Source organism: Kitasatospora sp. MBT66 (assembly GCF_000710405.2).
Classification (GTDB): Bacteria; Actinomycetota; Actinomycetes; order Streptomycetales; family Streptomycetaceae; genus Kitasatospora; species Kitasatospora purpeofusca.
In genome coordinates this window covers 290,588-302,693 of sequence record NZ_JAIY01000011.1, presented here as the reverse complement: position 1 = coordinate 302,693, position 12,106 = coordinate 290,588, and the positions used below count along the sequence as shown (strand labels likewise).

At 74.5% G+C, this 12,106-nt stretch carries 9 protein-coding genes; 3 read left to right on the top strand and 6 right to left on the bottom strand.

Translation table 11 applies throughout. The annotated features are described in order from the left end of the window. Window positions 1-51: 51 nt before the first annotated feature. Window positions 52-414 (bottom strand): hypothetical protein, encoded by a 363-nt coding sequence (locus BI06_RS32100; protein ID WP_233290371.1) that lies wholly within the window; start codon window positions 412-414, stop codon window positions 52-54. A gap of 316 nt (window positions 415-730) precedes the next feature. Between BI06_RS32100 and BI06_RS32095 the strand changes: the two genes are divergently transcribed. Next, window positions 731-2,206: a glutamate synthase subunit beta gene (locus BI06_RS32095; protein ID WP_043474051.1), complete on the top strand. Its 1,476-nt coding sequence runs from the start codon at window positions 731-733 to the stop codon at window positions 2,204-2,206. Here the strand turns inward: BI06_RS32095 and BI06_RS32090 are convergent. Beyond that, window positions 2,196-2,792 carry a TetR/AcrR family transcriptional regulator gene (locus tag BI06_RS32090; protein WP_051742380.1) on the bottom strand — a complete coding sequence of 199 codons (597 nt, stop codon included), beginning with the start codon at window positions 2,790-2,792 and terminating at the stop codon, window positions 2,196-2,198. The genes BI06_RS32095 and BI06_RS32090 overlap by 11 nt on opposite strands. A 105-nt stretch (window positions 2,793-2,897) precedes the next feature. Here BI06_RS32090 and BI06_RS32085 point away from each other — a divergent pair, with 105 nt between their 5' ends. Continuing rightward, complete coding sequence (locus BI06_RS32085) at window positions 2,898-3,368, top strand: nuclear transport factor 2 family protein (RefSeq protein ID WP_043474048.1); 471 nt, start codon at window positions 2,898-2,900, stop codon at window positions 3,366-3,368. Window positions 3,369-3,386: 18 nt separating this feature from the next. Here BI06_RS32085 and BI06_RS32080 read toward each other — a convergent pair whose 3' ends face one another. The 3 genes from BI06_RS32080 to BI06_RS32070 all read right to left on the bottom strand — a co-directional run bounded on the left by BI06_RS32080 (window position 3,387) and on the right by BI06_RS32070 (window position 6,546). Beyond that, entirely contained in the window at window positions 3,387-3,818 is a 432-nt protein-coding gene (locus tag BI06_RS32080; RefSeq protein WP_030397228.1) for a hypothetical protein, read from the bottom strand. Window positions 3,819-4,000: 182 nt separating this feature from the next. Continuing rightward, the gene (locus tag BI06_RS32075; protein ID WP_043474045.1) at window positions 4,001-4,741 is read right to left on the bottom strand and encodes a class I SAM-dependent methyltransferase; all 741 of its coding nucleotides are present in this window, start codon (window positions 4,739-4,741) and stop codon (window positions 4,001-4,003) included. A 221-nt stretch (window positions 4,742-4,962) separates the two neighbouring features. Then, window positions 4,963-6,546: an FAD-binding oxidoreductase gene (locus BI06_RS32070; protein ID WP_043474043.1), complete on the bottom strand. Its 1,584-nt coding sequence runs from the start codon at window positions 6,544-6,546 to the stop codon at window positions 4,963-4,965. A 66-nt stretch (window positions 6,547-6,612) separates the two neighbouring features. Between BI06_RS32070 and BI06_RS32065 the strand changes: the two genes are divergently transcribed. Continuing rightward, window positions 6,613-7,236, top strand: a complete 624-nt coding sequence (locus BI06_RS32065; protein ID WP_030397231.1) for a TetR/AcrR family transcriptional regulator — start codon at window positions 6,613-6,615, stop codon at window positions 7,234-7,236. Window positions 7,237-7,343: 107 nt separating this feature from the next. Here the strand turns inward: BI06_RS32065 and BI06_RS32060 are convergent. After that, window positions 7,344-12,106 (bottom strand): DUF11 domain-containing protein (locus BI06_RS32060; protein ID WP_043474041.1); only part of this gene is annotated, 4,763 nt, incomplete at its 5' end.

Below are 12,106 nucleotides of genomic sequence, written 5' to 3'. Positions count from 1 at the left end.
GCGGCCCGCTCCGGGTGGAGCCGCCCCGGCCTGACGCCGCCCGGGGCACCGTCAGGCCGGGACCACCCGGTAGCTCCGCGCCGCGGCCGGAAGGTCGGACTGCACCAGGGATTCGGTGGCCCACGGGTGGGCGCCGGTGCAGCCGGCACCGGGGTAGAGCAGGACGGACGCCGAGCCGGAGGCGACCTGGACCGACCGGGCGGGCGTCGCCAGGGTGTGGCAGGTGCCGAGGTCGGACAGGTCCACCGAGGTGACCGTCCCGGTGCCGGTGGTCCCGGAGTACAGGTACCCGCCGTCCTGCAACGGCGGCCAGCCGGCGGCGTGGGCGGCCCCGGTCCCGACGGTGGCCAGGGCGGCGGCAGCGGCGGCGGCGGCCGTGAGCGTGCCGCGCAATGTCGTCATCAGGGTGGCCAAGCAACTCACCTCGTCCTCGGTCGGTGGCGCGGTGGCTCCCGGGGCGTCCGGCGCGGAGCACGCGACGGACGCGGCGGGGGCACCGCTCCGGCCGGACCCGGCCGGCCGCAACCGAGCCTGGCACGGCCGATCATGGGCCCGGGAGTGCAGAACCGGTCAAACCCGGGCGTCGCCCCGCGCCGCGGCACGAGGCCCGGGGAGGCCGGCTCCCGGCCACCGCTTCCCGCGAGCCGTTCGTGGGCGTACCGTGGCCACACGGTGGCGCGTCCGCCGGGGTGCCGCCGACCCGTGTCGGCACGCCCTGCCGGAGGCCGCGATGGCAGCAGACCGGATGGCCTTCCTCACCACCCCGCGCGCGGAGCGCGTGCGACGGGACGCGCGGGAGCGGGTCGAGGACTGGCGGGAGGTGTACCGTCCCGGGTCCCTGCTGCCGATCGTCGGCGGGCAGGCCGCCCGCTGCATGGACTGCGGGCTGCCGTTCTGCCACAGCGCCTGCCCGCTCGGCAACCTCGTCCCGGACTGGAACCGGCTGGTGGCCCTGGACGGCTGGCGGGCCGCGGCGGTGCGCCTGCTGGCGACGAACAACTTCCCCGAGTTCACCGGGCGGCTCTGTCCGGCCCCCTGCGAGAGCGCCTGCGTGCTGGCCGTCGACGGCGGGGCGCCCGTCACGATCAAGAACATCGAACTCGCCCTCGCCGACCGCGCCTGGGAGGAGGGCTGGGACCTCCCGCAGCCGCCCGTCGGCACCACCGGCCGGCGGGTGGCCGTGGTCGGCTCCGGCCCGGCGGGCCTCGCCGCTGCCCAGCAGCTCACCCGGGCCGGCCACACCACCACGGTGTACGAGCGGGCCGACCGCCCCGGCGGGCTGCTGCGCTACGGCATCCCGCCGTTCCGGCTGGAGAAGCACCGGCTGGACCGCCGACTCGACCAGATGCGGGCCGAGGGCACCACGTTCCGCACCGGCCTGTGCGTCGGCCGGGACCTCGCGGCCGACGAACTGCGGGCCGAGTGCGACGCATTGGTGGTCGCCGTCGGCGCGGGCCTGCGCCGCGAACTGCCGGTGCCCGGGGGCCGCCTCCCGGGCGTCCATCAGGCGATGGCCTACCTGACCGGCGCGAACCGGGTCGACGAGGGGGAGCTCCCGGTCGCGCCGGTGTCCGCCGAGGGCCTCCGGGTGGTCATCGTCGGCGGTGGCGACACCGCGGCGGACTGCCTCGGCACCGCGCTGCGGCAGCGGGCGGCGGCCGTCACCCAGCTCGACATCAACCCGCGCCCGCCCGCGCGCCGGGCCCCCGGACAGCCCTGGCCGGTCCACCCCAAGGTCCACCGGGAGACCACCTCGCACGAGGAGGCCGACGCCACCGGGAGTGGGGTCCGGGTGTTCGCCGCCAGCACGGTCGCCTTCGAGTCCGGCCCGGACGGACGCCTCGCCGCGGTCCGCTTCGCCGACGCCGAATCGCCCGACCGCACCCCCCGGGCGGGCACCGAGCGCAGCGTCCCGGCCGAACTGGCCCTGCTCGCGCTCGGCTTCACCGGCCCCGAGCCGGAGCCCTGGCTGAGTGCCGGGCTCGGGCTCACGGCCGGCCCGGACGGCGCCTTCGCCCGCGACGACGGCTTCGCCGCCGGGACGGCCGGCGTCTTCGTCGCGGGCGACGCGGGGCGCGGTCAGTCGCTGATCGTGTGGGCGATCGCCGAGGGCCGCTCGGCCGCCGCCGCCGTGGACCGCTACCTGCGCGGCGGCACCGAACTCCCGGACCCGATCCGCGCCTCCGCCCGCCGGCTCACCCTGTGACGCCGGCGCTCGCACCGGCAGTGGCGCCGGCACCGGCGTTCGCGAGCAGCAGCCGGGCGACCTCCCGGGCCTCGGCGGCGGGGGCCGGGGTGCGGGTCAGGGCGGCGAGGGTGATCGCCCCCTCGGCGAGCAGGGCCAGGCGGACCCCGGTGCCGGCCGGAGCACCGGCGTCCTCGGCGAGCCCGGTCAGGTAGTCGCGCAGCGCCTCCTTGTGCCGGCGCGCGACGGCGGCGACCCCGGGCGCGGTGGTGCCCAGTTCGCCGTAGGAGTTGACGAAGGCGCAGCCCCGGAAGCCGGGCCGGGCGAACCAGTCGGCGAGCCAGTCGTACACGGCGAGCACCCGCTCGGCCGGGGTGCCGGCGACCGCGTCCACATGCTCGGCGAGCTCGGCGAGCCACCGCCGGTCGCGGCGCTCCAGATAGGCCTCGACGAGGTCGTCCTTGGACGGGAAGAGCTGGTAGAGGCGGCGCAGGGTGACGCCGGCGGTGGTGCGGACGGCGTCCATGCCGACCGACTGGACGCCCTGGGCGTAGAACAGCTCCTCGGCCGCGTCGAGGATCCGGGTACGTGCGCCGTCGGTGTCCATCAGCCCTGTCCTTTACATGAGAACCATCGTTCTCATAGGGTAGCGGACGCGGTGAGAACGACCGTTCTCACCTGACTCCGGAGTCGTCCGCAGAAGGAGACCGGCATGTCCGAGCAGCGCCCGCCCCTGCCCCCGTTCACCGAGGAGACCGCCCGCGTGAAGGTCCGCGCCGCCGAGGACGGCTGGAACACCCGCGACCCGCAGCGGGTCTCCCTCGCCTACACCCCGGACAGCCGCTGGCGGAACCGCGCCGAGTTCGTCACCGGGCGCGAGGAGATCGCGGCCTTCCTCACCCGCAAGTGGCGGCGCGAGCAGGAGTACCGGCTGATCAAGGAACTCTGGGCGCACACCGCCGACCGCATCGCGGTCCGCTTCGCCTACGAGTGGCACGACGACTCGGGCCAGTGGTACCGCTCCTACGGCAACGAGAACTGGGCGTTCGACCGGGACGGCCTGATGGCGCACCGGCACGCGTCGATCAACGACCTGCCGATCACCGAGGCGGAGCGGCTGTTCCACTGGCCGCTCGGCCGCCGCCCCGACGACCACCCGGGGCTGACCGAACTCGGGCTCTGAGCCCGGCGCTCACGTCGCTCAGGTGATCGAGTAGGACAGCTTGACCCGGTCGAAGCTGTCGCTGATCCTCAGTCGGAGGTAGTAGACGAACTCGCTGTCGTTGCCGTCGGGATGGGTGGACAGCGTGCAGGCGTCGGAGAGCGTCGCGGTCAACGGGGTGGCTTCGGGTGATCCGGCCGGTCCGATCCTGCCGACCGTCTGCTGCGTGATGTCGGAGTCCGACAGGTCGCAGCACTGGCGCACGGTGACGCCCACCGTCCCGTTGCCGGGGATTCCATTGGGGTCGTCCAGTTCGGCCAGCAGCTGAACGTTGATCGTGGTGCCTGCGGAAGCGTGGAACGGGGGCGAGAACAGGGTCGCCGTCGTGGTGGCGGTGAACGACTCGCTGATCGGCAGGGCACGGGAACCGCTGCAGGACTTGTCCGTCCTCAGGTCGAGTTCGTCGGACACGGCTGCGTCCTCTCGTGAGGTCGAGAAAAATGCCGAATGTCGAGGAAATACCGATACTTTCAGCATCGCCGCAACGCGCCCGGGCCGCATCTCTGTCGGTCCGCTGCGAGCCCGGTCCTCCCTCGGCCGCCCGACGGCCGAGGGAGGACCGGAACGGGGTGCGGCCCGCCGCCTGCGCCGGTTCAGGCGCGGCAGCGCAGCATCGTCAGCGGGGGATTGGCGGCGTAGTCGTCCCAGAACTCCTCGCCGTACTCCCGCACACCGGCCGCCGAGATCTCCAGCGGGACCCAGGTGGTCCCGGTGAACCCGGCCGCCCGCAGGCTCCGCTCCCAGACCTCGCGGCCGGGCGGGTTCGCGACGAAGGAGATCGGCGGATCGAGGAGCGCGGTGATCCTCACCCTGGGCCCGATCTCGGTGTGCTCGCCGAGCGATTCGCAGAGGAAGCCGTACTTGGCCAGGGACGGCCCGTCGAAGCGGAAGTCCGGGTGCTGCCCGAAGGCGAAGAACTCGGACCCGGCCGCAAGGCTCCGGTGGATGTTGCGGCACATCCGCTCGATGGTGGCGACGTCCTCGGCGTAGTTGAACAGCTGGACGGCGACCGCGATGTCGAAGGGTTCCTCGAACGCGCGCAGTTCGGCGACGTCGCCGAGCTCGTAGCGCACACCCAGCGGCTCGTCCTCCTCCCGGGCCCGGGCCGCCTCGACCATCGCGGAGGAGATGTCGACGCCGAGCACGCGGGAGGCCCCGCGGCGCTTGAACTCCCGGCTGTAGAAGCCGGTTCCGGAGGCGAGGTCGAGGACCGACCTGCCCTCGACGTCGCCGACCAGGCCGAGGAAGCCGGGCACCTCCCCGTAGCGGGCGAGCGGAAGGTTCTTGAAGCCCTCGAACGCCTCGCCGATCCCGTCGTACAGCTGACCGCTCATCGCGTCGGCCCCCCTCTGTTCGGTCCCTGGCGGCGGCCTTCGGAACGGGTCGCCGCCCCTGGCGGGAAGTCTCCCTCCCGCCCGCCGGGCCGGCGAACTGGTGGAAACCCCGAACCTGGTGAGGTCACGGGCGGTTCGGTTCTCGTGTTCGTCCCGACCGGAGCCGATCGGTCGCCGGTACGTCCGCACACCGACGGCCCACCAGTGTCGGCCGGTACCGGTCAGTCGAGCAGCACACCGGGGTTGAGGATGCCGTGCGGGTCGAGGGCGTCCTTGGCGGCGCGCAGGGCCAGGGCGAACGGCTCCGGACGCTGGCGGTCGTAGCCGGGGCGGTGGTCGCGCCCGACGGCGTGGTGGTGGGTGACCGTGGCGCGGTGGCGGTGCAGGACGTCGGTGGCGGCGGCCTTGATCTCGTCCCAGACGGCGACCTCCTCGCCGGGGCGTCCGGCCACGGCGACGGTGAAGTACGGCGCGGCGCCGTCCGGGTAGACGTGCGTGAGGCGGCAGTTGACGGTGGCCGGCTGCCCGGTGGCCGCGTGCGCGGCGGCGCCGACCTCGGCGCGGACGGCCTCGATCAGGGCGGGGATCCGGTCCCAGGTGGCGGCGGTCTCGAAGGTCTCCACGACGGCGCCCATCCGGGCCAGCCCGTCGCGCAGGTAGGGCATCCGCAGGAACGCCGAACGCCAGGCGCCCACGGCGCCGCCGCCCGCGGTGTCGGCCGCGACCCGTCCGCCGTGGTCGCGGGCCAGGCCGACGGCGGCGGCGAGCCGGTGGTCGACCGGCCCGGTGGCGGACTCGAAGCCCAGGACCAGGACGCTCGAACCGTCCTTCGACGCACCGGAGAACAGCGCCTCGCCGGGGTCGAGCAGCCGGCAGTTGGCCGGGGCGAGATCGGTCTGCGCGACGGCGCGCACGGCGTCCAGCGCGCGCCGGAAATCGGTGAACTCCAGTGCGGCGGAAGCCTTGTGACGGGGACGCTCCTGCACCCGCATCCAGGCTTCGGTGATGACCCCGAGGGTACCCTCGGAGCCGAGGAAGAGCCGGTCGGGCGAGGGCCCGGCGCCGGACGACGGCAGCCGCCAGGAACTGCTGGTCCCGGCCGGGGTGACCACGCGCAGCGCCTGCGTGAAGTCGTCGATCCGGGTGTGCCCGGTGGCGTAGTGGCCGCCGGCCCGGGTGGCCAGCCAGCCGCCGAGGGTGGAGAACTCGAAGCTCTGCGGGAAGTGGCGTAGGGTCAGGCCGTGGGGCCGCAACTGGTCCTCCAGTACCGGACCGAGGGCCCCGGCCTGGATGCGCGCGGAGCGGCCGGTCGGGTCGACCTCCAGGACGCGGTCCATCGAGGTCAGGTCGAGCGACAGCACGGCGCGGTGGGCGTCGCCGCGGTACTCCACCCCGCCGACCACGGAGGAGCCGCCGCCGAACGGAACGACGGCCACCCCGTGCGAACCGGCCCAGTCGAGCAGGTCGGCCACCGCCCGGTCGCCGGTCGGACGGGCGACCAGGTCCGGGATCCGGCCCGGGCGGCCGCGCAGGGCGCGGGCGACGTCCCGGTAGGCCTTGCCCATGGCGTGGGCGGCACGGTCGCCGGGGTCGGCGCCGACGAGGTGTGCCAGGGAGGGCGGTGGCGTCACGGCGGGCCGGCCGACGGCGAGGTCGGCGACCCGGGGGACCGGCAGCGGGCGGGCCAGGGTGCCCGGCAGCAGGGCGCCCAGCGCGAGGCACTCGGCGTCGTCGGGCTGGGCGTCCTGATAGCCCCAGCCCCACCAGGACCGGAGGCGGGGGACGGTCTCGGCGGCAGGCGTCATGAGGCAGCTCCGGGGGATCCGATGAACTTACCGGTCAGTAAATTACCCTAAGGTAAGATCAGTTCTATGACAATGCTTCCCACCAGGGCCGGCACCAAGGGCATGCCCAGGGCCGAGCGCGAACGACAGGTTCTCGCCGCGGCCACCGAGGAGTTCGGCCGACGCGGCTACGAGGCCACCACCATGGCCACCGTCGCCGCCCGGGTGGGCGTCACCAAGCCCCTGCTGCACCAGTACTTCGGCAGCAAGCAGGACCTCTTCCTCGGCTGCCTCGAACCCGTCGGCGACCGGCTGCTGACCGCCGTCCGGACCGCCATGGCCGACCACGACAACGGCGCACCCCCCACCCCCCTGCGCGTGCTGCGCGCCCTCTTCGACGCCCTCGACGGGCAGCGCGAGGCATGGTTCGTCCTCTACGACCCCTCGCTGCCGCCCGGCAGCGAGGCGGCCCACCGCGCCGCCCACTACCGCGACGCCATCGACGAACTCGCCGCCACCGGCACCGCCGAACTCCTGCGCAGCACCGGGTCCGACGACCCCCTCGACGCCGACGCCCTCAAGTACGCCTGGCGCGGCCTGTGCACCACCCTGGTCCGCTGGTGGATCGAGCACCCCGACCAGAGCCCCGAGGCGATGGCAGGACGCTGCGCCCGGATCTTCGCCACCGCCCGGGCCGTCGATCCTGGCTGAGGGTCCGGCCACGCACCACCGTCGGTCAGCGTTCTCCGTCAGCACCGCCGCGAACCGCCGTCGGGCGGCCGACAGAGCCGACCGCCCGACGGTGATCGCTGGGACGCTCAGCGACGGGAGCGCCGCGCCGCCACCAGCAGGCCACCGAGAGCGAGGAGCAGAACGGCGACCAGCAGCGCCGGCTTCGGGCTGCCGCTCCCGGTGGGCGGCAGCGGAGGCCGGGTCGTCGGGCTGGGGCTCGGGCTCGGCAGCCTGCGGACCGTGGTGGTGGTCGAGCAGTTGCCGCTCGTGCTCACCGCCGCCGCCCGCCGCGCGCCGGTCCCGCCGCTACCGCCACTGCCACTGCCATTCCCGCCGGCGCCGCCGGAGCAGTTGGACCCGTCGGCGGTGAGCCGGTTGACGAGCGTCGCGCCACCCGCCCCGGGCTTCACGTTGACGGTGTAGCTGAGCGTCGCCGTCGCTCCGGGCCGGAGGTCCAGCGTCCAGGTCAGGCGAGGCGCCGCGTAGGCCGTCCGCCCGGTGTCGGCGCGGGCGTCGAGACCGTAGACCGCGCCGTCCAGGACCCCGGAGAGGTCGTCGGTGACGACGGCGCCGACGTACGTGCCACCGGCCCGGTTGGTCGCGGTGACGGTGTACGTGACCCGGTCACCGGGCTTGGGGTCGGTCGGCGTCGCGCGCTTGGTGAGCAGCAGGTCGTGCCGCACGGTGATCGGAACGGTCGGGGTGGCCACCGCGGTGCGGTCGGTCGCGTCCGGGTCCGGCCCGCCGGTCACCACCACCGTGTTGATCGGGACGGCCGTGGCGTCCGCGTCCAGCGTGCCGGTGAGCGTCCAGCCCGCCGTCCCGCCGACCGGGATCTCGACGGCCGGGCAGGTCGCCGTGCCGTCCGCGATCGGGCAGGCGGTGCCGTCGTCCGCCGCCATCGTGGCGCCGTTCACCCCCGCGGGCACCCGGTCGGTGACGACGACGTTCCGCGCCCGCGAGGGCCCGTGGTTGGTGACCGTCACCCGCCACTGGATCTGCTGCCCGGCGACCACCGGGTCGGTCAGCAGCACCTTGGCGACGCTCAGCCGCGCCTTCGCCGACGGCGACTCCGAGGGCGAGGCGACCGCCGTGTGCGTGGGTGTGGCCGGGTCGGGGCCGCCCGTGACGGTCGCCGTGTTGGTCGGCGTGACGGTAGCGCCCGGGTCGAGCGTCCCCTTCACCGTCCAGGCGAGCGTCCGGCCGACCGGGATCTCGACGGCCGGGCAGGTCGCCGTGCCGTCCGCGATCGGGCAGGCGGTGCCGTCCTGGGCCGTCATCGAGGCGTTCAGCACCCCGGCCGGGATCCGGTCCGTGACGACGACGCCCCGCGCCAGCGAGGGCCCGTCGTTCGTCACGGTCACCCGCCACTCGACCGGGGCACCCGGTACGACCGGGTTGGTCACCAGCACCTTGGCGACGGTCAGGTGCGCCTGAAGCACCGGCTCGACGGAGGGGCTGGCGACGGCGGTGTGCGTCGGCGTGGCCGGGTCCGGCCCGCCGGTGACCGTCACGGTGTTGGCCGGCGTGACGGTGGCGGCGGCGTCCAGCGTGCCGGTCAAGGTCCAGGTCCGGGTCGCCCCGACCGGGATCCCGACCGCCGGGCAGACGGCCGTCCCGCCGGTGATCGCGCAGGCGGTGCCGTCGTCCGCCGCCATCGTGGCGCTGTTCACCCCGGCGGGCACCCGGTCCGTGACCACCACGTCACGGGCCACGGACGGGCCCCGGTTGGTCACCGAGACCTGCCACTGGATCCGCTGCCCGGGCACGACCGGATCGGTCAGCAGCGCCTTGGCGACGCTCAGGCGTGCCTCCTGCACCGGCTCGACGGACGGGCTGGCGACGGCGGTGTGCGTCGGCGTGGCCGGGTCCGGCCCGCCGGTGACCGTCACCGTGTTGGTCGGCGTGACGGTGGCGCCGGCGTGGAGCGTGCCGGTCAGGGTCCAGGTCCGCGTCCCTCCGGCCGCGATCTCCACGGCGGGGCAGGTGGCGGTCCCGTCCGCGATCGGGCAGGCGGTGCCGTCGTCCGCCGCCATCGTGGCGTCGTCGACCCCGGCCGGCACCCGATCGGTGACGACGACGTTCCGTGCCCGCGAGGGGCCGTTGTTGGTGACGGTGACCCGCCACTGGATCTGCTGGCCGGGGACCACCGGGTCGGTGACCAGGATCTTCGCGACGACGAGGTTGGCCTGCGGCTCCGGGCTACCGGTCGGTGAGGCGACCGCCGTGTGCGTCGGTGTGGCCGGGTCCGGCCCGCCGGTCACGGTCACCGTGTTGGCCGGCGTGACGACGGCATCGGGGTCGAGCGTGCCGGTCAGGGTCCAGGCCAGGGTCTCGCCGGCCGCGATCTCCACGGCCGGGCAGGTCGCCGTCCCACCGGCGACGGCACACGCGGTACCGTCCTGCGCCGCCATCGTGGCGCCGTTCACCCCGGCGGGCACCCGGTCGGTGACGACGACGTTCCGCGCCCGCGAGGGCCCGTGGTTGGTGACCGTCACCCGCCACTGGATCTGCTGGCCGGGGACCACCGGGTCGGTGACCAGGATCTTCGCGACGACGAGGTTGGCCTGCGGCTCCGGGCTACCGGTGGGCGAGGCGACGGCGGTGTGCGTCGGTGTGGCCGGGTCCGGGCCGCCGGTGACCACCACCGTGTTGGTCGGCGTGACCGTGGCGTCCTGCGCCAGCGTGCCGCTCAACGTGTACGAGGCGGTCTCCCCGACCTCCAGGTCGATCGCCGGGCACGTGGCGGTGCCGCTCGCGACCGGGCAGGCGGTGCCGTCCTCGTCCGAGGCCATGGCGGCGCCCGACACCCCGTCCGGCACCCGGTCCGTGATGACGACGTTCCGGGCCCGCGACGGACCGTTGTTGACCACGGTGACCCGCCACTGCACCGTCCGACCGGGCACCACCGGATCGGTCACCAGCACCTTGGAGACCGTCAGTTTCGCCTGCGGTGCCGGGGAACCGGTGGGCGAGGCGACCGCCGTGTGCGTCGGGGTGGCCGGGTCCGGGCCGCCGGTGACCACCACCGTGTTGGTCGGCGTGACCGTGGCGTCCTGCGCCAGCATCCCGCTCAACGTGTACGTGACGGTCCCGCCGACCGGGATCTCGACCGGTGGGCAGACGGCCGTGCCGCCCGTGACCGGACAGGCCGCCCGCGTCGTGTCCGGCGAGAGCGAGGCGCCGACGACACCGTCCGGGATCCGGTCGCTCACCACGACGTCGCGGGCCAGGCTCGGCCCGTTGTTGGTCACGCTGATCTGCCAGGCGATCGACTCGCCGGGCACGACCGGGTCGGTGACCAGTGCTTTCGACACGGTGAGGCTCGCCCGCGGCTCGACCGTCTCGCTGGCGGTCGCGGTCGCCGTGTGGGCGGTCGCCGTCGGATCGGGCCCGCCGGTGACGACGGCCACGTTGACCGGGGTGCCGGTCGCCGCCGGGTCGAGCGTCCCCCCGACGGTGTAGGAGACGCTGCCGCCGGCCGGGATCTCCACGGCGGGGCAGGTCGCCGTCCCACCGGTGATCGGGCAGGCGGAACCATCGGCGTCCGAGACCATGCTCGCGCCGTCGACCTGGGCCGGGACGCTGTCGGTGACGACCACGTTCCGGGCCCGCGACGGGCCGTTGTTGGTCACCGTGACCCGCCACTCGATCCGCTGTCCGGGGACGACCGGGTTGGTCACGAGCACCTTGGCGATGCTGAGGTTCGCCTGCGGAGTGGGCACGGCGGTGGGCGAGGCGACGGCGGTGTGCGTGGGTGTGGCCGGATCGGGGCCGCCCGTGACGGTCACCGTGTTGGTCGGCGTCACGGTCGCGTCCGGGGCGAGCGTCGCGGTCAGCGTGTAGGAGGCGGTCTGTCCGACCTCCAGCTCGATCGCCGGGCAGACCGCCGCACCGTCGGTGATCGGGCAGGCGGACGCGTCGGCGTCCGACTGGAGGACGGCGTCGGAGACCCCGGCCGGGATCCGATCGGTGATCACGACATTGCGCGCCTTGGACGGACCGTTGTTGGTCACCGTGACCCGCCACTGGACGACCTCACCCGGCACGACCGGGTCGGTCAGCAGCGCCTTGGCGACGGTCAGGCTCGCCTGCGGCGCCGGCGAGTCGGTGGGCGAGGCGACGGCGGTGTGCGTGGGTGTCGCCGGGTCGGGCCCGCCGGTGACCACCGCCGTGTTGGTGGGCGTCACCGTCGCGTCCTGCATCAGCGTGCCGCTCAGTGTGTAGGAGACCGTCTGCCCGACCTCCAGCTCGACGGCCGGGCAGACAGCCGTCCCGTCCGTGATCGGACACACGGTGCCGTCGGCGGCCGTCATGCTCGGCCCGCTCACCCCGTCCGGCACCCGGTCGGTGACCACGACGTTCCGGGCGCGGGAGGGTCCGTTGTTGGTGACGCTGACGCGCCACTGGATCTGCTGGCCGGGGACGACGGGGTTCGTGAGGAGTACCTTCGACGTGGTCAGGTTCGCCTGCGGCGCGGGGGAGTTGGTCGGCGTGGCGACGGCGGTGCGGGTCGGTGTGGCGGGGTCGGGGCCGCCGGTGACCGTGGCGGTGTTGGTCGGTGTGACCGTGGCGTCCTGGGCCAGTGTGGCGGTGAGCGTCCAGGTCAGGGTCTGGCCGACGGGGATCTCGACGGCGGGGCAGGTTGCCGTGCCGTTGCTGATCGGGCAGGGCGTGTTGTCGGCGTCGGCCTTCATGCTCGCACCGGTCACACCTGGCGGGACGGTGTCGGTGACGATGACGTTCCGGGCGCGGGAGGGTCCGTTGTTGGTGACGCTGACGCGCCACTGGATCTGCTGGCCGGGGACGACGGGGTTCGTGAGGAGGACCTTCGAGGCGGTGAGGTTGG